This window comes from Flavobacterium poyangense (assembly GCF_011751075.1).
Lineage (GTDB): Bacteria > Bacteroidota > Bacteroidia > Flavobacteriales > Flavobacteriaceae > Flavobacterium > Flavobacterium poyangense.
On record NZ_JAALLN010000019.1, the window covers coordinates 44,876 to 69,280 of the forward strand.

A 24,405-nucleotide genomic window follows, 5' to 3' on the forward strand; every position below is an offset into this window, starting at 1 on the left:
ATTGTTCCTTTTTAATCTTTGCAGCCTTTATTTTATAATGAAGCTTTTTGCTGCTGATCAGCTGGTTCAGTACGTACTTTACGAGGACAATATAATTGAGAGTCCGAGATTAACAGCGTATATTTTATACGTCTGCTGTTTGTCTAATTTATATTTCCAGTTTTTTACATGGATGGAATATTTTTTCAAGGATGAAATTTAAAAGGAGATCTAAACTAAAAGAGCAAAAATGATTAGAGAAATCTTAAATACTGAGATTAAAAGCATTGAAAATGATGGTATTGATGTAGTATACATTACAGACTATAGGGCAAAAAATATTGTACCGGTCCCATTTTCCATTTCAAATTTTTCAGTGCTTTTAATCAAAAGTGGTAAAATGAACATCAGATTTCATGACGAAACTAATATAGTTAATCGGAAAGATTTATTGGTAATCCCATTTAATTCCATTTGCACCAGACTTGAAGCGACGGATAATATCCAGCTTTATCTTGTAAGGACAAATTTTGATTTTGCATTTAATAATTGCTATGAAAAAGAGCTTTCGGATGCTTTTAGTTTTCTAATGTTAAAATCAGATCGAAAGATTAGTCTTCATGAAACGGATTTTAAAGTTTTGTCACTTATTTATAAATTAATGTATGTATTGCAGAACAGCAATGACAAACCGGAAGTAATTACTAAGCTGCGCCGGATATGCTTTAATTTATTTATATATGAACTCAAGTTTATACATTCTAAATATAAACCCGACTTAAATCTTGACTTTTCAAGAAGGGAGAGCATTGTAATACAGTTCCTGACTCTATTATCAATACATTTGAGAAAACAGCATCATGTTCAGTTTTATGCAGGAGTATTATTTATCACTCCAGGACATTTGAATAAGATGGTAAAAGAAAGCACAGGTAAAACAGCTAAAGCATTTATAATTGAAGCTCTTGTCAATGTTTCAAAAAATCTTCTTACGGACTCAAGCTATTCCGTGGCTAATATTGCCGATGAATTAGAATTCAGCAGCGCTGAAAACTTTGGAGTATTTTTTAAAAGACATACTGGTATGCTGCCAACCGAATTTCGTTCTAATAAAAAGTAAGCTGCCAAGATAGCTCCTTATTCTGCCAGAGATTGTTTAATTAAAACGATAAGACGATGATTAAAATGTATCCTTTGGAATGGTTTGATTCGTTGATTATAAATTCATTTGATACTGATAATTCTTCTGTAAAAGTATCGGAATATGAATTGGAGAATTTGAGTAAAACAATAGTATCTGAATCAAAAAAAATTAAAATTCATATTAAAGATTCTTTTTTCAAACTGAAAAGTAAAAGGCAGATTAGACTTCTTATAAGAAAATATCATTCTTCATTGGTTTTTTTAATAGACAGGGTAGTAGAAATAAGAATGATCGAAAAATTCAATTCTCCTGAATTTTTTAGAATATTTGACCTGATTGTTAGTTCCCTGGACGATTTGCTGTCATTTGTAGAAATCAGATATTCGTCCTTTATAAGTTTGGACCAAAGGGTGTCCTTCAGCTATTTTTCGATTTGGAAAAAAGAGACACTTGAGGTTTTAAAGAATCTGATTAAAAAAAAAGAAAATAATGAGGAGAATGATCTCGAATTGGAATATGTTGTCAATCTTCTTGCTGCGCCACTTCATAACAGCAGAAATAGTAAGTATACCTATCGCCAGATTTTGTATTATAGAGAGATAATCATCGAACTTGAAAAATTAAATTATCCAGTTACAGAATCAGAAGGTTTTTCAAATCTGGATCTTGTGCTTATAAGAATGAATTTTAATTCCAGAGAATATACCGATAGACTGGTAACTAGAATAGGCAGGTATTTAGAAGGTTTTGAGAATTTATCTGAAAGACTTGAAAAGCTGCTGTACTTCTGCAAGAAACTGTCTAAAATAAACGCAGATTTAAAATTAACCTTTAATCCATCTCAACAGAATCTTATTTCATTTTTGGAATACTGGTTTTCCAGTGAAATCAGATTTGCTGAAAAAAAGGCTGCAATTCTAATTCAGGAACAGATTGATGCTTCTGTCGGAAGTGAATTTGTAGAGAAGGCAGACTCTAAGATGGAATGCATGCTTTCGGGAGATCAGATTGCTCTGATCCTTAGAGCAACAGACGAAGCGAGAATTATAAAAGCGAAGTCGATGAATTACATTTTTAAAAGCATTGTGCCTTATCTTTCTACCCCTGTCAGAAGAAATCTTTCCTATAAATCTATAAGGGCCAAATCTTATAATCCCGAAGAACGGGATAAAGAACTCGCCATAGAAAGTCTTGAAAAAATAATCAGCAAGATAAAAACGTACTAGTTTTCATTTGAAGAAGCATTCAAAATGCCTTTAGAATCAAGCATTTTGATAGGGAACAAAAAAGGCTCAAGAAAGTTGAGCTTGTAGAAAATTTATACTTATCGTTCCTTTGGCCTGTAGAATAAATCCCATCAACTTTTAACTGGTGGTGATTTTCATAGAGAAGATAAATGTTGAACGATAAAATGAGGAGCTATGTTTACAAATATTTCATGGGGCAGTTATCTGACCGCGGCTGGTATTGCTATAATTTTCTGGTATCTAATAATTTTACTGAAATTTCACAGTAGTGATTTAAAAAAAATCTTATCAGGTGAAAAGAAACTGCAAATACCATTTCTAAAAAAAACTTCAAAAAATTTACAGGAAATAAAATCGATATCCGATTCATTTCCGAAATCTTTTGATACCCTGGAAGATGCGGAAAATCTATCGCAGCGTATTAAAGAAGCAGTTAAAGAAAGTGCAGAAAAGAGACTAACAAAAGAGCAGTTTCAAAACTACCTGCGAATGCTTCTGGATGAATATCCTTATGTCAAAATTTCCTCCCTCAGAGAAAACATTAACCAACAAATGGTCTTTGAATCTCAAAAGCATCCCAATCTGCTTTTAACGCTCAGCGAAGCAGACAGTCTCTGGGAAGGACCGGTATTTTAAAAAATTCAGAGGAGGAATATTCCCCGTTCTCTCTTGTGCGGTATGGCTTTATGTGACAGGAAAAATAGAGCAGCAACGGCGGTATTCCTCTTCTTTTTATTAAAAAATAACTTTAAAAATGATTTGTGATGAAAAAATGCAGATGGAAATTAAAAAGTCTTTTTAGACGATTTAGAGCTATGGGATCGTCCCTCCTGATGATTCTGGTTAGTAATGTTATTTACAGCCAGGACGGTGTGGCGGGCATTAATGAAGCCAACCAGAAAGTGAGAAGTTACTTTGATGCCGGCACTGAATTAATGTATGCAGTAGGAGCGATCCTCGGGCTGATCGGGGCAGTAAAAGTATACCAGAAATGGAATGCCGGAGATCCTGATACTGGAAAAGTGGCAGCAGCCTGGTTTGGAAGCTGTGTGTTTCTGGTGGTAGTCGCTACTGTAATTAAATCCTTTTTCGGGGTTTAAACGATAGAGAAGATGAGTAACAGCGTTTATTCGATCAATAAAGGAATCAATCAGAGTATAGAATTTAAGGGACTTAAAGCGCAGTACATCTGGTATTTGGGCGGAGGTGTTGTAGGTCTTATGATTCTGTTTGCTGTCCTGTATATAATTGGAATTCCTTCCTTGATATGCATTGGTTTTGTTGGAACGGCGGGAGGTTTTCTTGTTTTTAAAATATACGGAATGAGTAATACTTACGGAGAATACGGCATGATGAAGGCTCTGGCTAAAAAACAGATTCCTAAGTGGATTAAAGTTTACAGCAGAGAGGTTTTTATGAAGTTATAGCTGTAGAGAGTTAATTATATAATAGAGAACGGATGGAGAAGAAGATGGAAGAGCAGCTGCCGGTTATGGCAGTGGAGCATGACTGCATTTTATCAAAACAGGGCGATGTAACTATAGTTTTTAAGGCAGAACTGCCTGAAATTTTTACGCTGTCAGACCAGGAGTATGAAGCTTTCCACCAATCGTGGATAAAGGCGTTAAAGGTGCTTCCTAAGTTTTGTGTTTTTCATAAACAGGACTGGTTCTTAGAAAGTGCTTATAAAGCTGATTTTTCAAGTGAAGACAGCAGTTTTCTGACCAGAAGCAGCGAGCGTTTCTTTAACGAAAGACCTTTTTTGGATCATTCCTGCTATATCATGCTGACCAAGAAACCAGTGGGAAGGAGAAATGCAACCTCATTGTTTTCCAATCTGCTTAGAAGTTCCATAGTTCCAGAGGAAACCTTAAAACCCCAGCTTCTGCAGGATTTTGCAGATACCTGCGGGCAGTTTAAAAGGATTATGGAAGACAGCGGATTTATAAAGCTGGAGCGTCTGCAAAATGAATCGCTTAGAAGCGAGAGCAGAAGAATCGGGCTGGTGGAAAAGTACTGTTTTTTATCAGAGCGTGAAGATTCATTCGTTTTTAAGGATATCAGGTTTGATGAAGGATTAGCAGTAGGGGATAAACACTGCCAGATCTTTACGCTTGGTGATGCGGCTGATCTGCCCGGATTATGCGGATCAAGAATCAATTTTGACCGTTATTCGACAGATAAAACCAAATTCAGCATTGGTTTTGCTTCAACCCTTGGTCAGCTTTTATCCTGTAATCATATTTACAATCAGTATATCTTCATTGAAGATTCACAGAAAACCATCCAAAAGCTGGAAAGCAAGCGACTCAGACTGCAGTCACTCTCAGCCTACAGCAGGGAGAATATGATTGCCAGGGATGCGACGAATGATTTTCTGAACGAGGCAGTATCACAGCAGAGGCTTCCGGTTAAAGCTCACTTTAATATACTGGCCTGGAGCTCTGATAAGGAAGAACTAAAAGAGATTAAAAACAAAGTGTCATCAGCTCTTGCGCAGATGGATGCGGCTGCCAAGCAGGAAACTGTCGGAGCTCCTCAGATCTATTGGGCTGGAATGGCGGGAAATGCTGCGGACTTTCCCATGAATGACACCTTCGACACCTTTACTGAACAGGCGGTATGCTTTCTGAATATGGAAACGGGATATAAATCTTCGCTGAGTCCCTGCGGTATCAGGCTGGGAGACAGGCTGACAGGAAAACCAGTTCATGTTGATATCAGTGATGAGCCTGTTAAGATGGGAATCTGCACCAATCGCAATAAGTTTATATTGGGACCTTCGGGCAGTGGCAAGTCCTTTTTTACCAATCATATGGTGAGAAGCTATTACGAGCAGGGAACGCATATTGTGCTGGTGGATGTTGGGCACAGCTATAAAGGGCTCTGCGATATGGTAAACGGGTATTATTTCACTTACGATGAAAAGAATCCTATCCGTTTTAACCCATTTTATATTTCAGAAGGAGACAGTCTGGATACGGAGAAAAAAGAGAGCATTAAAACGCTTCTGCTTGCACTATGGAAAAAAGACGACGAAACCTTTAACCGGAGCGAGTATGTAGCACTCTCAAATGCCCTGCAGCTGTATTACGAGAAATTGGATATAAACTCAAAGATATTTCCCTGTTTCAACAGCTTCTATGATTTCCTGAAAGAGGATTTTATCTCGATTTTGGAAGGCGATAAAGTAAAGGAGAAGGACTTTGATCTGAATAACTTTCTCTATGTGCTCAGGCCATATTACAAGGGAGGCGAGTTTGATTATTTGCTGAACGCGACAGAAAATCTGGATCTTCTAAAAGAAAGGTTTATTGTCTTCGAGCTGGATAATATCAAAGATCATCCGATTCTTTTTCCAGTAGTGACCATCATAATAATGGAAGTTTTTATAAACAAGATGAGAAAACTGAAAGGTATCCGAAAAATGATACTTATTGAGGAAGCATGGAAAGCACTGATGAAGGAGGGTTTTGCAGATTACATTAAGTATCTTTTTAAGACCGTGCGTAAATTCTTCGGGGAAGCGATAGTGGTCACGCAGGAGGTAGAGGATATTATTTCTTCACCAGTGGTCAAGCAGGCCATTATCAACAACAGCGACTGCAAGATCCTTCTGGACCAGAGCAAATATCAAAATAAGTTTAACCAGATTCAGGAGCTGCTGGGACTAACAGACAAAGAAAAGGCACTTGTACTTTCTGTAAATAAAGCCAATGATCCAGCCAGGAAATACAAAGAAGTGTTTATCTCTCTGGGAGGGATGCTTTCAAAGGTCTACAGAACCGAAGTTTCGCTGGAGGAATACTTAGCTTATACAACAGAGGAAAGCGAGAAAGTGAAAATGAATGCCTATGCGAAGAAGTTTGGCGGGGACATAAAGAAAGGAATAGCCGCAATGGCTCAGGATATGAGAAATGGAATTAAATGAAAAGGAATAATGAAAAAGAAATTAATACTCTTGATGGTCTGCCTGCTGCTAGTGGGCACCTCGGCAAGACCTGCGGAAAAAGTTGCGGCACTCCCGATATTGGAAATTGTAAAAGCAGTAACTAAGAAGGTAATCAAAGCAATCGATCTTAGAATCCAGAAACTGCAGAATAAAACGATCTGGCTTCAGAATGCACAGAAGCAGGTGGAAAATGTACTTTCCAAATTGAAGCTCGATGAGATCTCGGACTGGACCCAGAAACAAAAAGTTCTTTACAAAGGCTACTATGAAGAGCTGGCAAAAGTAAAGTCAATTATCACCTACTACCAGAGGATAAAAGAGATTACCAAAAAGCAGACACAGCTTGTTCAGGAATATGAAAGAGCCTGGAATCTTTTCAAGCAGGATACCCATTTTAAAGACAGCGAAATCCAGTATATGGAGCGCGTATATACAGGAATACTCGAGGAAAGTGTGAAGAATATCGACCAGATTTTTTTGATTCTGGATTCTTTTGCCATCCAGATGAGCGATCTCAAACGTCTTGAAATCATCAACAAGGCTGCTGATCAGATTGATGGGAACTACGACGACCTTACAATGTTTAACCAGCAGAACATACTGCTGAGTCTTCAGAGGGCCAAAACAGAAGCAGATGTAAACCAAGTGAAACAATTTTACGGAATTCCATAATTCAATAAAAAAAAACATGAAAAAGATAGCTGTACTACTAGTAGCGCTCTGTGTTTTTAATCAAAGTATGAGCGGGCAGGCAAAGCAGAGGAAGGAACTTTTACTTCAGATAGCGGCACTTCAGGTTTATATTGACTATGCAAAGAAAGGATATTCGGCAGTATCAAAGGGGCTTAATTTCATAGGTGATGCCAGAAAAGGAGAGCTAAACCTGCACGGTGATTATTTTACCTCACTTTTAAAAATCAATCCAAAGGTTAGGAATTATTATAAAACTTCTGAGATCATTTCCATGCAGTTTAAAATAATGAAACTCTGTAGAAAGACTTTGGCAGATCTTAAAACTGCTGATTTGTTTCATGGTAAGGAACTGGACTATATAGAGAGGTCTTTTGCGAAACTTCTTCAGAACTGCAGCCAGACTCTCGATCAGATGCTGGTTATTACCACCGATGCAGAACTAGAGCTAAAAGATGACCAGAGGCTTGAGCGCATTGATCTTCTGCACAAAACTATGCTGGAGGATTATAATTTCTGTCTTTCTTTCAGCAGGGATGCCAGACTGCTGTCGGTTTCAAAATCTGCCGATAAAAAGGATTCTAAGAATGTTGATGAATTATATGGATTATAAATTAAGCTACTATGAAAAAGATTTTGATTTTGACAATATTGATCACTTTGTTAATGATTCCAGTTAAATCCATGGGGCAGTCAGCAGAAATTCAGCAGCTGATTTTGAATATCGAAAAGCTATCCCAGTTCAAGAAAATTCTCAGTGACATGAAAAAGGGATATGAGCTGCTTTCAGGTGGATACAAAACGGTGAAAGATATGACGGAAGGAAACTTCAGCCTGCATAAAACTTTTCTAAATGCACTTATGCAGGTAAGTCCAGCGGTAAAGAATTACAAAAGGGTAGCAGAGATAGTGGAATATCAGATTTCAATAGTCAAGGAAAGCCGCAACGGAATGAACCTATTTATAAAAAGCGGAAATTTCAGCGGACAGGAAATAAATTACTTTGAGAAAGTTTACGGAAACCTGCTTAATCAGAGCCTGCGAAATCTCGATGAACTTACGATGGTCATAACAGCTGATAAGCTCAGGATGTCGGACGACGAAAGACTAAAGGCAGTTGACGATATCTATGAGCAGATGCAGGATAAACTGCTTTTTCTCAGAAACTTTAATACCACATCGAACGTGCTGGCTCTTCAGAGATCAAAAGAGAAAAATGATGTTTATATCTCAAAGAGTTTTCAGGAATTTAAAGAGTAGAGTATGAAATGTTTATTAAACAAAAAAGCAGTTTGTGTGATGCTTATCATATTACTGCTTCCTTACAGAATAATAGCGCAGGGACTTGGTGATGATATGACTAGTCTTCATGGGGTCTTAGACCAGCTTTATGATGAAATGATGCCGTTGTGTTCTAACCTAATTGCTGTAGGGCAGGGAATAGCAGGCTTTGGAACTATATGGTACATCGCCTCACGCGTGTGGAGGCATATTGCAAGTGCCGAGCCCATTGATTTTTATCCGCTCTTCCGTCCCTTTGTAATAGGATTCTGCATTATGATTTTTCCATCGGTCCTGGCACTTATTAACGGAGTTATGAAACCAACTGTTACAGCTACTGCAGCTATGGTAACAGGCTCTAACAATGCAGTTGCTGTTCTGCTTAAAGAGAAAGAAAAAGCAATTAAAGAAACCGATCCATGGAAGATGTATGTCGGGACTGCAGGTACGGGTGATCGCGACAGATGGTATAAGTATACGCATGACGGTGCTGATCCATCGGATGAGAGCATGCTCGCAGGCATAGGCAATGATGTCAAATTTGCGATGGAAAAAGCTTCTTACAGTTTTCGAAATTCGGTCAAGGAATGGCTGAGCGAGGTGCTGAGGGTTTTGTTCGAAGCCGCCGCCTTATGCATTGACACCCTTCGGACCTTTCAGCTCGTGGTGCTTTCCATTTTAGGTCCGCTGGTATTTGGAATCGCAGTATTTGACGGCTTCCAGCACACGCTCACTGTCTGGCTTGCCCGATATATCAATATTTACCTCTGGCTTCCTGTTGCCAATATATTCGGAAGCATAATCGGAAAGATTCAGGAGCTCATGCTCAAGCTGGATCTCTCACAGGTGCAGGCTACAGGTGACACTTTTTTCAGCAGGACCGATATGTCATATTTAATTTTCATGATAATAGGTATCATAGGCTATTTTACGGTGCCTTCTGTTGCCAATTATATTGTTCATGCAGGCGGAGGAGGAGCCCTGGGTCATAAGGTGACAAGCATGTTTGGCAGTTCAGCTAATTCCGTTGTGAGAACCTCTTCAAATGCGGTTGGAATGGCTGCTGATGCGATGGGAGATGCGGATCGGAGAATGACCAGCAGCATGGCTGCGACAGCAGGAAGCAGTCCTTATTTTACTGATAAAGGAAACTATATGAATGATAGGCTTAAAGGAAATTCTAAACAGACTTAATAAAAGGAGCATATGTTTACCAAAATGAAAAACATTGATACGGCATTTAGATATGTGAGAGGTTTCACGATGCTTGTAATTGCAGGCTGCATCATAATAAGCTGCTATGCTGTCTATAAAAGTTTCCAGACAGTGAGCCTTATGCAGGATAAAGTATATATTCTGGCAAACGGCAAAGCGCTGGAAGCTTACGCTTCGGAAAGAAAAGATAATATTGCTGTTGAAGCAAGGGACCATGTGAAAACCTTTCACAAGTTTTTCTTTACCCTTGATCCTGATGATAAGGTCATTAAAACCAATATCACAAAAGCCTTATATCTGGCAGACGACAGTGCAAAACGGATTTATGATGACCTGAAGGAAAACAATTTTTATTCGGGTATTATATCAGGAAATATCAGCCAGACAATTCAGATTGACAGTGTGAGTATTGATATCCGTGAATATCCCTACCGTTTTAGATGTTATGCCGGACAGAACATTATCCGTACTACCAGTATTTTAAAAAGAAGCCTGCTTACAGAAGGTGCGCTTCGCAATGTATCAAGAAGCGATAATAATCCGCATGGTTTTCTTATCGAGCGGTTTAATACGATTGAAAACAAAGATCTTTCCGCAGAAACCAGAAAATAGAGATTTATGAAATCCTTTTTTACAAGACAGACTGAGCCTTTTGTGTATCACAAGTATTATCTGCTATTGCAGAAAAGATGGGCAGAAAAAATGAAGAGAGTCACAAATGGGCTCTCTAAAACAAAACTGATCTGGGGACTTCTGTTCTTTACGGTTTTGACATCGGGTTATTTAATTTATAACCTGTATAGGACATTTTATAAACAAGCTGAGGTTTCAACAGCTTCAAAAATTAAGACAATCAATTTAAAAAACTAAAATTATGCAAGAGAAAACATTATCTCCAAAGGAATCTAAAAAGAGAAAGATGCTTTTAATGCTGCCTCTTATAACATTTCCATTTCTCACATTCTTATTTTATTCATTAGGCGGCGGAAGAATGGAATCCAAGATGGCAGGGAACGATGAAAGGAAAGGATTTAATTTTAATCTGCCACTGCCCAAATTTAAAGAAGATTCAGCATTGGATAAGATGAGCTATTACGATCAGGCGGCAGTTGATTCGATAAAACTGCGAGAGCAGATGAAAAAAGATCCTAACTATATTGATAATAAAGTCTCGGAAGATAAAGCAGATTCTTTTTCCACAAGTGATTTTGAATCCCGCATGCTTCCAAAAAACAGATCAGCTTTTAATTCTCAGTCTTTTCAGGACCGCAATGAACAGAAAGTTTATGAGAAGCTGAGGGCTCTTGAAAAAGTAATCAGTCAACCTGCTGTCTCTGCTTACGGTCAGGACATGAGGGAATTTGAAAATTACGGCACTTCTCGTGGAGAATCGGAAGAGATTAAAAAACTTGAAGGGCTAATGTCGACGATGAGCACACCCCAGGAACCTGATCCGGAACTTCAGCAGTTAGGCGGTATGCTGGAAAATATTTTGGATATACAGCATCCGCAGCGCGTGCAGGAAAGGCTTAAACAAACATCTGAGAGCAAAAAAGGCACAATATATTCAGTGCAGAAAAAAGAAGCAGAGAATAACATAAGCTCACTTCAGCGGAATGCCGATTTGCAGACCTCTTTGAAAACAAATGAATTTTATTCTCTGGACGAAGCACAGCCTGCTGTAGAAATACAAAATTCTATTGAGGCAGTTGTGCATCAGACGCAGACTATTGTCAATGGTTCGGTGGTTAAATTAAGACTTACGGATGATATTTTTCTTCAAGGAACAACTATACCCAGAAATACTTTTCTGTATGGTACGGCGGCTTTAAAAGGAGAGAGGCTGGAGGTAAAAATCACAAACATCCAGTACAATAATTCGATATTTCCCGTCGAGCTGGCAGTCTATGATATGGACGGGATTGACGGCATCTATATCCCCGGAGCGATTAACAGGGATGTGGCTAAAGCATCAGCGGACAGATCCATTCAGACTCTCGGTCTTACCGGGATTTCGGATTCATGGGGAGCACAGGCCGCTGGTATGGGCATCGAGGCAGCCAAAAGTCTTATGAGCAAAAAGGTAAAACTCATAAAAGTGGTTGTAAAGGCGGGGTATCAGGTGCTGCTGTATGATGAAAAGCAAAAGAATTTAAAACCTTAAAAGAGAGAAAATATGAAAAGAGCGAATTATTTGTTTTTAATCAGCTTACTGCTGGTTTGTGTTTCAGTTAATCCACAGTCAAACGCAAAGGAAACTGCCTTTTACGAAGACCAGTATAAAAATCTACAAGTAGGTTTTTCTAAAACCACAAGCATTATTTTTCCTTATACAATCAAGAGCATAGATAAAGGAAGCGCAGAAGTGCTTGTCCAGAAAGCAAAAGGAGTTGAGAATATACTACTTGTAAAAGCTGCTAAACAGCATTTCTTCCAGACCAATCTGACAGTTGTTACAACTGACGGGAAATTGTACGTTTTTGTACTGAATTATGATGAAACGTGCCCTGACTTAAATTTTAAGGCTGAAAATGCAGTGGCTGCAAGCAGGGATGTGCTGTTTTCTTTAGAAAACGAAAATCAGAAAAGAATTGAACAGTGTGCTTTGGCTGCGTATTCCAAAAAGAAAAAAATCAGTGGTCTAAAAAAATCAAAGTATCAGATCAGACTGGAGGTGAACGGGATCTTTATCCAGCAGGATGTTTTGTATCTGCGTGTTGTTTTTGAAAACAAATCAAAGATTAACTATGATATTGATCAGTTTCGTTTTTTTATCAGGGATAAGAGAAAATCAAAACGAACTGCCTCACAGGAAATTGAATTGGAGCCTTTGTATGCAACTTCATCGTCTTCTGTAATTCCTTATAAATCTGAAATAATAAAAGTCTATGCGCTGGAGAAATTTACTATACCTGAGAATAAGTATCTAACGATTCAGATGATTGAAAAAAACGGCGGAAGACATTTGGAAGTAGATATAAATAATAATCTGACTGACCTGGTTTTTCCGATTTCCGAATTAAGCAGTGACACTTTTTAAGCTTTAAAATAAATTATGATAATCAATTTAGCTGACACTGAAATGATGCTGTCGTTTGCTGAGGAAATGGCTTATAACGGCCATCGATTTGCTGCCTTTAATACAGATGAGGTGACTGATACCAACACAATTGAGTTTTTTAGAAACCCATTGGATGCGAAGGAGTACTGTCTGGTTATGACCAATGATGTGAATTATTTTCAGAGCCTGCCGATTGAATCAGTTATCGACGACTTGCGAGCAGTTTTAAATAGCGGGGCAGATACTTCCGAAAATGAAGCAATAGAACTTACTGGATTTGCCAAAAGGGAAATAGATAGGAGAGAAATTTTAGAAAATAATTTAAATGAAAACGCAATGAATGAGAAAAATTTAGATTACCTGAAAGACCAGTTAAAATATACTGGATTTGGAGAAACGTTCGATGCTGAACTGCGAGAGAACATAATGAAGGGAGATAAGGATTTTAAAATTATGCACACCGGCATTATGAACAATGGTCTGCCAAATAAGGATACCTTAACTGTAGAATTAAATTTCAAAAGGTCTGAGCAGACAGATATGTACTTTTTTAATTCCTATCATGTTAATCTTCAGAAAGAAGAAAACAAACCTGGTCTGGAACAGACCTTCTACATCAACAAAGACAGCGCCAGCATTACAATGAAAGAGGCTTATAATTTGATGGAAGGCAGATCTGTCAATAAAGATCTTAAAAACAAAGAAGGGGAGAGCTATAATTGCTGGCTGAAAATCGACTTTAAACAATCTGACAATGGGAATTTTAAGCTGAACCAATACCATCAGAATTATGGGTATGATTTGGAAGCAAGTCTGGCAAAACATTCAATCAAAGAGCTCAATACTCCGCAGTATAAAGAAGACCTTTTAAATTCCCTTAAAAAAGGAAACCTTCAGTCGGCGACTTTTGTTGTCGGCGGTACTGAAAGTAAAATGTTTGTGGAGGCAAATCCCCAGTTTAAGACTGTTAATGTTTATGATGAAAATTTACAAAGAATTAATCATCGAGAGAGCAAGGAAGAAAAAAAGGCTGAATCTCAAAAAGAATCAGTATCTAAAGATCAAAAAAAAAATCTAGATTCTGATGAAGGTGATTCAGGGAGGAAAGATAATAAAGTAAAGAAAAGAAAAACTCCTTCACTTTAAAAGTTATGGAAAAATTAAAGCCTTTATCGGATTTTTTCACCGCAATAGAGACTGATTACCGGATTAGTCCGATGCATATTGCCATTTATGCAGCTCTATTACAATTTAGATCCGTTAAGGGCTTTATTAATCCAATTTTTGTCTTTAGCTCGGAGATTATTGTTATTGCTAAAGTTTCTTCAGCAAATACGTATCATAAATGTGTCCAAGAGCTTCATCAGTATGGATACATAAAGTATAGACCATCTTTTAAAAAAAATCGTGGAAGTGAAGTATATTTTTTGTTTTCAGCTGATGCGGACATCTAAAGATTCTGCAATTAATAATTTTATGAAATTGTACTATGAATGAAATTGTAACCAAGGAAGATCTGAGACAGTTTGGTCTTCTTCTAGTAGATAAGATACAAGCTGTATTTTATGAAATGAATTACAGACAGAAAGGACCTTTGGAACCTGAATGGCTTAAAAGCAAGGCAGTGAGAAAACTGCTTGATATTTCAGCAGGTTCGATACAGAATCTTAGAACAAGCCAAAAAGTCCGTTTCAAAAAAGTTCTTGGCTCGTACTACTACAATAAAGAAGATCTTCAAAAACTATTTGATGATGATAAACACTAAAAGATTAAAAGAAAGCTATATAATGAGTTATCTGTCAATGTATAGTAATGATCCTAAACTAAATGTCTGGCATCTTTCAATTTTGACAGCAATATTGGGATTAGGCTATAGACAGGGACAAAGAAGAAGGATTAAAGTCAGCCGCAGTAAAATTATGGAGCTGTCACATGTGAATACGTTACCGACTTATCATAAGTATTTTAAACAGCTTCAGGATTTAGGATACATTAAGTACACCCCATCTTATCATCCAGGATATAAAAGCGAAGTTAAGTTGTGTAAAAAGAGGCTATCTCAAAATATTTGAGATAGCCTCTTTTAAGTTTAAAGATATTTTAAAATTATTTATCACGAAGAAATGTTGTATTTCTTTTTGATTGCCTGAATTTCCTTTTCGAGCCTGCTGAGAACCGCCAAATCAGGCTTAGACATTTTGGACCCAGTTTTATTGAGTTTTTTATTGAGAATAGACATTTCACGCCCGATTGTGGCCTGCTCAGTTATAGCATATGCCTCAGTCTGTTTTACCGATGCATGACCCAGCAGTTCTTTAACTACATTAATAGGGACGTTGTTATTTAATGTCACAGTGCTTCCGAAAGTACGGCGTGCCATATGCGTGTTTAATGTAAAAGGAAAGCCGCACAAGACTGCCACCTCTTTTAGATACTCATTCATTTTCTGGTTGGATGAAACAGGAAGCACGGTTCCACGCTGGATACACAGCGGGTGCTCTTTATATTTTTCAACTATTTTCAGTGCCTGGGGAAGAAGAGGGACATTAAATGATGAGTTTGTTTTCTGTCTTTCGGACATAATCCATAGATTTCCATCAATGCCTTCTTTGATATCAGTTTTCTTTAATTGATAAGCGTCTATGTAAGCCAGGCCAGTGTAGCATTGGAAGACAAATACATCCCTTACGACATTGAGCCTGTCAGTTGTGAAATAATGACTTTCAAGTTCGTACAATTCCTGTGCGGTGAGTGGTTTTTTTACCAGTTTTGTTTTACGTCCCTTAAAGTTCTTAAATGGGTCCTTGGTGATTAACTCCTTATCAATGGCGCGGATTACAATCTTTTTGAAATTTGCAATATACTTTAGGGTGGTGTTGTTGCTGCAGTCGCGTACAGTTCTAAGGTAAAATTCGAAGTCCTTTACAAACTCGAGATTCAAATCCGCAAATTCAAGATCGTGCTTTTTAAGCTTGAATTTTATAAACGCAGTCAAATGGTTTTTAGTAATGGTAAACCGGTCAAGGGTGCCTTTTGCATAGCCTTTTCCAAGAAGCGCCTCCATTTCATCATTATGCTTTTGAAATTCTTCGAGCACCTTAATCTTTGGCGCTGTCCTTCCCAGAACCTCGTCCATAATTTTCTCAGCGGTTATGGTTTTGCCGCTGTACATCATTTCGGTTTTGATTTCATTGATTTTTAAAGTCAGCGAATCCAAAAAAAAGTTCAGCGACTTTGCATCTTCCTTTGAGCCGACCGCTCTTTCGAACCTTTGATCCCATCGTGTATTATCCCATTTTCTCTTAGTCGAGCTTTCCTTACGGATACCGTCAACAGTTATTCTGAAATATACGATCCATTCTTTACTTTCTATTTTGGGTCTTTTTAAAAAGAATCCCAAACCAAAACTGCTTTCCAACATAATCCTACTTTTTAAATTAATAAATGTAGAATAATATTACTGCCAAATCAAGTCGTTAATCTCGTTAACCCCTATGGTATAAGGGATTTTTGCTATTTCTGGTGCACTTTTCAACGCGCCGGAAAGTGCACCGATTCTGCACCTTTAATTTTGTGAGGATTTATAAATATTGAAAACAGGCCTAAAATAAAAAAAACCTGCAAATCCTTGAATTTGCAGGTCTTCAGACATTTTTTGTGGCTTTTTGAAAAGATTGAAAACTTTAAGTTTTCCGCCTTTTAGGCCTTTCCGTGGGGAGAGCAGGATTCGAACCTGCGAAGTTCACACAGCAGATTTACAGTCTGCCCTCGTTGGCCGCTTGAGTATCTCCCCGAAGCTTGTATTGTTGCGCTTTGTTGTGCTAAGCGGTTGCAAATATAGCAATGTTTTTCATGTTTGCAAACAAAAATCTTCCGCTTTTGCAAGAATCTTTTCATATGGTTTTGGAATGGGACTTCCTTATATACTGAACACTCTGAAGAACAGTTGTTTTAGCGATAGGATTTAGGATTCTGTAAATTTGCATTATTACACTTAGGTTTGTTATAAGAGATGGAAAATGATATAAATTTAAAGTTTTTGTGAGGCCGGCTAAATGAAAAGGGGAGGATATGATTGTAAAAAGGCGTTGTAAATGTAGGATCAAATTTTCTTGAGATTAAAAGTGATTTCTTTTTTCTTTTTTTGCATACGACCTTTGATCTTACTTTTTATAGTATCATAACTTTTGCCCTAAGTCAATTTTTAAAGAGGTTGTGTTACGATGTCATCACATAATTGAAAAACAAAATTCTAAGTTTAAACATTGTATATAATACCTGAATTTGTTTTGTATGGATATAAATATGCTAGTAAGAAAATCGCTGAATATGCCTCCGGTTAATTGCGTTAAAATTGAAGTTAATCTGGAAAGTTGCTTTGTGTCGTTTATTAGAAAGTATAAAAAACATTTTTTGACAGAGAGATATCAATTGATTACAAAGTACCACAGTTTGTTTTTGAAGAAGTAAAGGTGAATGTAAAATAACATTTACCGGCTTTAAAATCCTAAGGCTGAAAATGAAACTAACCTACCATCACTTATTCTTTTAGGAGAGCTATCGGAAACCCAAATTTGAATTTTATTTAGACTAACACCATCAATACCCGTATTATCAATAACGCTTGCATACGGAAAAGATACTACATCTTTATATTCATAATGTAAATAATGCATGGTAGAGACAGCCGGTATTTTAGAGAATGGAGTATTTATAGTTATCAATGCTGTTCCGGCACTTAAATGTCTGACAGTCCAATCGCCAGACCCCGGATTCATGATAGAGATGTTATTACTATCAAACCTAATTAATCCCCAAACGTGTCTTACGGTTGATATAGGACTTTTTTTAATTGTACCTGTTTTATCTATATACAATGCCAGATCTTCTGCCAAAGCATTAGACACATTTCTTATTTTTAAAGTTCCATTCACATCTAGTGTTTCTGTTGGGCTATCAGTGTTAATTCCAACTTTTCCGGTTTCTTGCGAAAATGCAGTAAATGAAAGCATGGATAGAAAAATAAAAACTGTTTTTTTCATGTGATAATTTTTAAAGTTTTTTTTGTAAGATTTGGAACCGCAAAACAAATGCTAAATGATTTAAGTACAAAATCATAAACCACGCATTTCTACTCACATATAAAAAGCACCATCGTTTTTTTTAGTTGATAAGCATCGAAATAAACCATTTCAGTTTAAGCATTATAGTATTGCTTTAGTTATGTTGTTATAATTTTTGCGCAGGAATAAGGTTTTTAGAGTAAAATGGTATCTTCTGAATTTTTGCTTTGTTGAATAGAATGTAGAGATTGTTTTTGTGTAATGACCTTTACACGTAGTCTTTTTCTATAGTAAAAAGAGAGAGTAATTCTAAAATTATGTAATTTTATAGTTTCTTTAATACATAAGGGGTTGTGTTTAGTTGTTTTATAATGAGTCTTTTAGGTGCTGTTTTTTGCTAAATGCGTATTATCGAGTAGTATTATTTTTTTATTTTTTTATTTATGTCATTTTCTTTGCCGAACTAAATTTTAACTATCGAATATCGATTGTATGTTATACGATCTAAAAGAGAAGTTATCGTTAAAGAGCTTCAAATTAGAAATAAAATGAGTGAAGTTGAGTAAGTTGTAAAAACGACTTTTTCGTAAAAATTTGCTACACTCGAATGATTTGTTAGCAACTTAAATTAATTTTAATAAATAGTATTATGAAACATCAGAAGATAAAATGGATATTTTTGCTCATTGCTTTGATACCCCTGACGATTTTTTCGCAACCAAAAGCGGACAGTATTCCCGGTAACCCGAAGTTACCGTCATCTGTTGAAGAATTGGAAAAACTGGCGAAAGCAGATAAAGGTGTATATGTTTATTCTATTGAAGATTATTTTACAAACCCAAGTAAAAGTAATTTTAAATTATCTCCAAACGGGAAGTACTTGTCATTTAAGCGAAGAGAGACAAATGGGAAAGTGAATGTTTACATTCAGGATATTGCGACCAATAAAACGACGTTAGCAATAGAAGAAAAGGAGCAATTAATAGTAGAGTATCTTTGGGGGTCAAACGCAGTTTTGCTGTATGTTATGGACAAAGGTGGCGATGAAAATTACCATTTGTATTCTTATAATCTAAAAACTAAAAAAGATACGGATCTAACCCCTTTCGATGGAGCCAAAGTTCAGACTTTATATAAGTTAATTGGATCTCCAAATGAAATAATTGTTACTATAAACAAGCGTAATAAGGAAATCTTTGAACCTTATAAAATTAATTTAGAAACAGGTAAAGGAGAATTTGTTTTTGAAAATAATGATGCTAAAAATAGCATTTCTTCTTATAAATTTAGTGATAAAGGAGTTTTACGTTCTTATACAAAGCTTAAAAATGGGATCGAAGATGTTCTGTATTATAGAAATATTGGAGAACAGGAATTCCATGAAATTACTACCACTAGTTGGAAAGATACTTTTGTGATTCTTGATTTTGTTTCAGAGCAAAGTGATAAAGCATATGTACTTTCTAATATCGGAACGGACAAAAAGGAAATTGTCTTATACGATTTAAAAAAGAATGAAATTATTGAGCGATTGTATCGTAATGAAGTTTATGATTTAGCGAGTATCTCAAAATCTTACAAGCGTAATAATGAACTTGATTATTTTGAGTTTGACGGGGAGAAACCAGCCTTAGTCCCAATAAGTAAGTATTGGAAGGATCTGTACAAAAAATTGGCTAAAAAGTTTGGGGCTAACTTTTTTGTGCCCAGTAGCATGACAGTTAATGAAGATAAATATATTATCCACGTTTCTAGTGACGTATTGGCCGGACAGGAATATTTATATGATGTAAAACAAAATAGTTTTAAACTGCTTGTAGATTTAAAGCCTAATTTAAATGTAGAAAAAATGGCGCACACTACGCCTATAAAATTTACGACGCGAGATGGTTATATTATACATGGCTATTTGACAATGCCCTTAAAAAAAACCAAAGATAAAGTACCTTTAATTGTAAATCCTCATGGCGGACCTTACGGAGAAAGAGATTCCTGGGGATTTGATCGCGAGGCTCAGATATTTGCAGATCGAGGCTATGCAACTTTGAAAATTAATTACAGAGGTTCTGGTGGATATGGGAAGAAATTGTATTTAGCTGGGAGTAAACAAATTGGACGTAATATGCTAAATGATCTCGAAGATGGTGTGAAATATGTTATTGAACTTGGTGAAATTGATAAAAACAAGGTTGCTATTTATGGAGCGAGTTATGGAGGATTAGCCAGTTTAGGGAGTTTGATAAAATCTCCTGACTTATACACTTGCGGTGTATCTTATGTCGGGGTTAGCAACTTCTTTACTTTCGTAGATTCTTTTCCCGCCTACTGGAAGCCGTTTATGAAACAGTTTTACGAGCAGTGGTATGACCCGGAAATTCCGGAAGAGAAAGAAATTATGAAAGCTAGTTCTCCGGCATTGAATATTGACAAGCTAAATAAACCGGTATTTGTTGTTCAGGGAGCAAATGATCCAAGAGTCAATATTAATGAAAGTGATCAGATTGTTAGTGGACTTAGGAGTAAAGGATTTAATGTGCCCTATATGGTCAAATACGACGAAGGGCATGGTTTTGACAAAGAAAAGAATATAATTGAATTGTATAAAGTAATGATGGGCTTTTTTGCTGAGAATTTCAAATAATTTTGTATTAAATTTATTTGCCATTAAGTAATGAAGTTTTTTCTCAACTTAACTTATAGATAGATGTTGAGCGTAGTAAAATTTGATTTACTCTTTATTGTTTAAAAATTATATTTAGTTATTCATATGGTAGTAGCATTAAATAAACGACTTGTGATTTGTCTATTATTAATTTCTGCTTTTTCAAATTCTATACATTCTCAAGCAACAAAAGAAAAGATAGATTTGTTGTTTTTGGAAGCAGATATGACTGCAAATAGAGCAAGTGTGAGCAAAATTGATAGTGCTTATGCGATGTCTAAATCCATAAATTATAAATATGGAGTGCTCAAAAGCCAGGTTTTTAAAGCAGCTTGGTATCTCAACTTTAATAATGATGTCAAATCGTGTTTACGAATTATTAAAAAAATAGAGCCCGAAGTTTTAGACTCAGAAGATTTTGAAGTGATATCTTTTTTAAAAGTGACAAAAGCGATAAGTTATTTAAGACTATCGTTTAAAGAAGATGCAAATAAGGAATTTAATTTAGCCTTACTATATGCAGATAAGATTCAAAATAGTGCTAGACGTCACAATCGAAAAGGGATAATATATATTTATATCGGAAGTGATTATCTGAGCTTAAAACCGGATAAAAGTAAGGAGAAGAGTTATCAATTGGCTCTGGAGAATTTAAGAAAAGGGTATAAGGAGATGTCCTTTCTAAAAAATGGTAATCATTCGGAAAAAATTGCATTTGCAAATAGTTGTAGAGCATTGGGAGATTATTATACACGTACTAAGCAATTTGATTCGGCGCAATTCTATATAAATAAAAGCTTAAAAATTGTAACAGCATTAGACGATAAGGCTGAAATATCCTTGTTTTTAATTATACGCGGATATTTGCATTTGAAAATGGAGAATTATAAGGAAGCCATTAAAGATTTTGAGGCTTCTAATGATTTAATTAAAACGACCAAAGCAAGGGAAGATTTATTAGAAGAAAATTATGATAATCTCGCATTTGCTTATGAGAAGTTAGGTGATAGCGAGAATCAAAGTAAATATTTAAAAAAGTATAAAAAGATTTCAGATAGCTTAAGTATTGAGAATGTAAAAGATGTAAATCAGGCAGTAGTAAATATTAGTGATGATATAAAATCAAAGCACAAGAAGGAAAAAAGTACATTAGAAACGGGGATTATTATTACAATCGTCCTGATTATAGTGTTGATTTTGATCGTTCTTGTTTTCTCTAAACGTTATAAATCAGAAAAAAGGAGCAAGGAAGAACTCAAGATTCTTTTAGATGAAAAAATGAAAATGCTCAATTCGCTTTCAGCTAAGTTTAGCCCGGAAGACGAAAAAGAACTTGCAAATGTTGTGAGTCTGGCTATATCAAAGGATGCTTCTTATCTGTTTAAGTTCAATGAGTTGTTCCCTAAATTTTCAGAAAATTTATTAAAAGTGTCACCTTCTCTAAAAAGTAGTGATTTAGCGATTTGCAGTTATATGAAATTGAATTTTGACACAAAAGAAATTGCCAGATATGGAGGAGATTCAGTACGTTCTGTAGAATCAAAGAAATACCGTCTAAGGAAAAAATTTAATCTTACATCAACAGATGATATCAATATTTTTATGGCTAAATTTTAATCAGACATTGCCCTAAGAAATGTATATGTTTAAAATTTTATTTAAGTCAATATGGTAGTGCCATTTAATAAAAGGCTTGTTTTCTGTTTGTTTCTAATTTGTAGTTTTTCTGTTTTGATGTTCTCACAAACAACAAAACAAAAGGTAGATTTGTTGTTTTTGAAATTAGATAAGACGATAAATAAAACAAGTATCGTTAAAATAGACAGTGCTTATGCGATGTCTAAATCCATAAATTATAAAAGTGGAATGCTCAAAAGCCAAGTTTTTAAAGCTGCTTGGTATCTTAATTGTAATGATGATGTCAAATCTTGTTTAAAAATTCTTAAGGCTATAGAGCCTGAAGCATTAGATTCAGAAGATTTTGATATGATATCTTATTTAAAACTCACAAAAGGAGTAAGTTATTTTAATCTAATGTTTACGGAAGAAGCTAAAAAAGAATTTGATTTAGCATTAATGTACGCAGAGAAAATTCACAATAGTAAAATTCGTCATAATCGAAAAGGAACAATATACATTTATATCGGCAGTAATTTTGTTGGTCCAAAAACGACTAAGAGAACAACAAGAAGTAATCAATTGGCTCTGGCGAATTTAAAAAAAGGGTATACTGAAATGTCCTTTCTGAAAAATGGTAATCATACTGATAAAATTGCATTTGCAAATAGTTGTAGAGCTTTGAGTTATTATTATATGCATACTGAAGAATTTGATTTAGCAGAATTTTATATAAATAAAAGCTTAAAAATTGTAACAATATTAGAGGATAAGGTTGAGATGAGCTTTATTTTTTCTGAGCGTGCTTATTTGTATTTGGCTATGAAGAATTTTAAGGAAGCTATTAAAAATTTTGAGGCTTCTAATAGTATAATTGAAAATACCAAAATAGGAGAACATCTGTTACAACATAATTACAATAATCTGGCATTAGCTTATGAGAAGCTGGGTGATAGTGAAAATCAAAGAAAATTTTTAAAAAAATTTAATCATATTTCAAGAAATGCGAATGTTAAATTTGTAGATGATGTAAATCAGGCAGTCTTGAATATTAGCGATGATATAAAATTAAAACACAAGGAGGAGAAAGGTACATTAGAAATAGGGATTATTATTATAAGTATTGCTACGATAGTGCTGATTATTATTGCTGTATTTTTTTTGAAACGATATAAAACAGAAAAAAACAGTAAGGAGGAGCTAAAGGCACTTCTGGATGAAAAAATGAAAAAGCTTAATTCACTTTCAGATAAGTTTAGTGAAAAAGACGAAAAGGAACTGGCAAATGTTGTGAGTTTGGCAATATCAAATGACGCATCTTTCTTATTTAAATTCAATGAGTTGTTTCCTAAATTTTCTGAAAATTTATTAAAAGTGTCACCTTCTCTAAAAAGTAGTGATTTAACAATTTGTAGCTATATAAAATTGAATTTTGATACAAAAGAAATTGCCAGATACGGGGGAGATTCAGTGCGTTCTGTAGAATCAAAGAAATACCGTCTAAGGAAAAAGCTTAATCTTACATCGACGGATGATATGAATATTTTTATTGCTAAATTTTAATTTCGCGCTGTTTTAAAAGGATTTAGGTTAAAAAAAAGGGTTGAACTTTAATTAAAAAGTTCAACCCTTTTTTTATAAAACCAAAGACTTGATTAAAAACCAATCCCAATTATGGCTTTTGTTTTGTATTCTTTATTTTTTCATTTTGTACTAAGCTATAAAATCTTTTAAACGGATTTGCAAAAAGTAATAATTTAATCTTTAGCAGTGACTTTTCTTTTCAAGTTAGAGATTTGCAGGATTTTTTTCTGACTGTTTTTAAGATTATAGATTTTGACTTCTATTTAGATTTATTCAATAAATCTAATTCCGGAACTCCATAGTTTTTTTTACCATTCCAACTAATAGAGTTGCTGAATAGTATTAAATTTTGGTAAGGTTTCTTCCAAGTGCAAAGAGTTCTTTTTAATTGCAATTACCAGATCTGACTTTTGTTTAAGCGGAATAGTGCAATTTTTTATGGATAGCCTATTTTTTTCTTTCCCTTTTGGTTAAGAATGGATGTTTGTAGTAGTTTTTTTTAAATATGAATCTGCTTTATTTTTTTATAAAGTATTTGCGCCAATTAAAGTTAAATGATTGATGCCAAAATTGGAATATAAATTAAAGTTGAGATTAATTTTTAATTGAAGATTTGATAAAATTATGCAAAGGATGTGGGTTGAGTATCTTTTAAACATGAAATAATTGTAAAAATACTGTATTTGTTATTTCATTTTAGCTTTTTAAAGCATGAAATTTTTTGGTCCCTATTATTATGATATTCTAGTTAGTACTAAACGGTTTTGTTTTACAGAGAAGTTGTTTGGTATTGTTTTAAATACGGTAAGTTTTTTCTTAATTACTGTTTGTGTAGAGCTTTTTTATGTGTAATTGATTGATTTTTAGAAGAGTGCGTATTATTGAGTAGTCGTTTTTTTGCCTATATACT

The 24,405-nt window shown here is 35.2% G+C and carries 21 protein-coding genes and 1 tRNA gene; 19 read left to right on the forward strand and 3 right to left on the reverse strand.

Features of this window, described 5'->3' with window-relative positions:
- Nucleotides 1–229 precede the first annotated feature (229 nt).
- The 16 genes from G3A47_RS19760 (at nt 230) to G3A47_RS19835 (ending at nt 14,334) form a co-directional block, all read left to right on the forward strand.
- Nucleotides 230–1,099, forward strand: coding sequence for a helix-turn-helix domain-containing protein (locus tag G3A47_RS19760; protein WP_166925540.1), 870 nt, complete (start codon nt 230–232; stop codon nt 1,097–1,099).
- Nucleotides 1,100–1,155: 56 nt separating this feature from the next.
- Nucleotides 1,156–2,349, forward strand: coding sequence for a hypothetical protein (locus G3A47_RS19765; RefSeq protein ID WP_166925542.1), 1,194 nt, complete (start codon nt 1,156–1,158; stop codon nt 2,347–2,349).
- 195 nt (nt 2,350–2,544) lie between these two features.
- Complete coding sequence (locus G3A47_RS19770; RefSeq protein ID WP_166925544.1) at nt 2,545–3,006, forward strand: hypothetical protein; 462 nt, start codon at nt 2,545–2,547, stop codon at nt 3,004–3,006.
- A gap of 179 nt (nt 3,007–3,185) precedes the next feature.
- On the forward strand, nt 3,186–3,470 hold the full coding sequence (locus G3A47_RS19775; RefSeq protein WP_223704658.1) for a DUF4134 domain-containing protein: 285 nt from the start codon (nt 3,186–3,188) through the stop codon (nt 3,468–3,470).
- Nucleotides 3,471–3,482: 12 nt separating this feature from the next.
- Entirely contained in the window at nt 3,483–3,797 is a 315-nt protein-coding gene (locus tag G3A47_RS19780; RefSeq protein ID WP_166925546.1) for a DUF4133 domain-containing protein, read from the forward strand.
- A 32-nt stretch (nt 3,798–3,829) separates the two neighbouring features.
- Nucleotides 3,830–6,301 (forward strand): TraG family conjugative transposon ATPase, encoded by a 2,472-nt coding sequence (locus G3A47_RS19785; protein WP_166925548.1) that lies wholly within the window; start codon nt 3,830–3,832, stop codon nt 6,299–6,301.
- 9 nt (nt 6,302–6,310) lie between these two features.
- The gene (locus tag G3A47_RS19790) at nt 6,311–6,994 is read left to right on the forward strand and encodes a conjugal transfer protein TraI (protein ID WP_166925549.1); all 684 of its coding nucleotides are present in this window, start codon (nt 6,311–6,313) and stop codon (nt 6,992–6,994) included.
- 16 nt (nt 6,995–7,010) lie between these two features.
- Complete coding sequence (locus tag G3A47_RS19795; protein ID WP_166925550.1) at nt 7,011–7,625, forward strand: hypothetical protein; 615 nt, start codon at nt 7,011–7,013, stop codon at nt 7,623–7,625.
- Between the two features lie 11 nt (nt 7,626–7,636).
- Nucleotides 7,637–8,272 (forward strand): TerB family tellurite resistance protein, encoded by a 636-nt coding sequence (locus tag G3A47_RS19800; protein WP_166925551.1) that lies wholly within the window; start codon nt 7,637–7,639, stop codon nt 8,270–8,272.
- 3 nt (nt 8,273–8,275) lie between these two features.
- Complete coding sequence (gene traJ, locus G3A47_RS19805) at nt 8,276–9,487, forward strand: conjugative transposon protein TraJ (RefSeq protein WP_208328378.1); 1,212 nt, start codon at nt 8,276–8,278, stop codon at nt 9,485–9,487.
- A gap of 24 nt (nt 9,488–9,511) precedes the next feature.
- A complete protein-coding gene (gene traK / locus G3A47_RS19810) occupies nt 9,512–10,120 on the forward strand; it encodes a conjugative transposon protein TraK (protein WP_241687457.1) in 609 nt (202 codons plus the stop codon).
- Nucleotides 10,121–10,382: 262 nt separating this feature from the next.
- Nucleotides 10,383–11,672 (forward strand): conjugative transposon protein TraM, encoded by a 1,290-nt coding sequence (gene traM, locus G3A47_RS19815; RefSeq protein WP_166925552.1) that lies wholly within the window; start codon nt 10,383–10,385, stop codon nt 11,670–11,672.
- Nucleotides 11,673–11,684: 12 nt separating this feature from the next.
- On the forward strand, nt 11,685–12,548 hold the full coding sequence (gene traN / locus G3A47_RS19820; protein WP_166925554.1) for a conjugative transposon protein TraN: 864 nt from the start codon (nt 11,685–11,687) through the stop codon (nt 12,546–12,548).
- Between the two features lie 15 nt (nt 12,549–12,563).
- Nucleotides 12,564–13,715 (forward strand): hypothetical protein, encoded by a 1,152-nt coding sequence (locus G3A47_RS19825; RefSeq protein ID WP_166925556.1) that lies wholly within the window; start codon nt 12,564–12,566, stop codon nt 13,713–13,715.
- Nucleotides 13,716–13,720: 5 nt separating this feature from the next.
- On the forward strand, nt 13,721–14,023 hold the full coding sequence (locus G3A47_RS19830; protein ID WP_166925558.1) for a hypothetical protein: 303 nt from the start codon (nt 13,721–13,723) through the stop codon (nt 14,021–14,023).
- A gap of 35 nt (nt 14,024–14,058) precedes the next feature.
- On the forward strand, nt 14,059–14,334 hold the full coding sequence (locus G3A47_RS19835; protein WP_166925560.1) for a helix-turn-helix domain-containing protein: 276 nt from the start codon (nt 14,059–14,061) through the stop codon (nt 14,332–14,334).
- Nucleotides 14,335–14,682: 348 nt separating this feature from the next.
- Here G3A47_RS19835 and G3A47_RS19840 read toward each other — a convergent pair whose 3' ends face one another.
- The 3 genes from G3A47_RS19840 to G3A47_RS19850 all read right to left on the reverse strand — a co-directional run bounded on the left by G3A47_RS19840 (nt 14,683) and on the right by G3A47_RS19850 (nt 17,611).
- Nucleotides 14,683–15,990: a site-specific integrase gene (locus G3A47_RS19840; protein WP_031456394.1), complete on the reverse strand. Its 1,308-nt coding sequence runs from the start codon at nt 15,988–15,990 to the stop codon at nt 14,683–14,685.
- A 291-nt stretch (nt 15,991–16,281) separates the two neighbouring features.
- Nucleotides 16,282–16,362: transfer RNA gene (locus G3A47_RS19845), tRNA-Tyr, on the reverse strand.
- Nucleotides 16,363–17,068: 706 nt separating this feature from the next.
- Entirely contained in the window at nt 17,069–17,611 is a 543-nt protein-coding gene (locus G3A47_RS19850) for a hypothetical protein (protein ID WP_166925562.1), read from the reverse strand.
- A gap of 670 nt (nt 17,612–18,281) precedes the next feature.
- Between G3A47_RS19850 and G3A47_RS19855 the strand changes: the two genes are divergently transcribed.
- The 3 genes from G3A47_RS19855 (at nt 18,282) to G3A47_RS19865 (ending at nt 23,474) form a co-directional block, all read left to right on the forward strand.
- The gene (locus tag G3A47_RS19855) at nt 18,282–20,273 is read left to right on the forward strand and encodes an alpha/beta hydrolase family protein (protein ID WP_166925564.1); all 1,992 of its coding nucleotides are present in this window, start codon (nt 18,282–18,284) and stop codon (nt 20,271–20,273) included.
- A 126-nt stretch (nt 20,274–20,399) separates the two neighbouring features.
- Complete coding sequence (locus G3A47_RS19860) at nt 20,400–21,911, forward strand: tetratricopeptide repeat protein (protein WP_166925566.1); 1,512 nt, start codon at nt 20,400–20,402, stop codon at nt 21,909–21,911.
- A gap of 159 nt (nt 21,912–22,070) precedes the next feature.
- Nucleotides 22,071–23,474, forward strand: coding sequence for a transcriptional regulator (locus G3A47_RS19865; RefSeq protein ID WP_166925568.1), 1,404 nt, complete (start codon nt 22,071–22,073; stop codon nt 23,472–23,474).
- Nucleotides 23,475–24,405 lie beyond the last annotated feature (931 nt).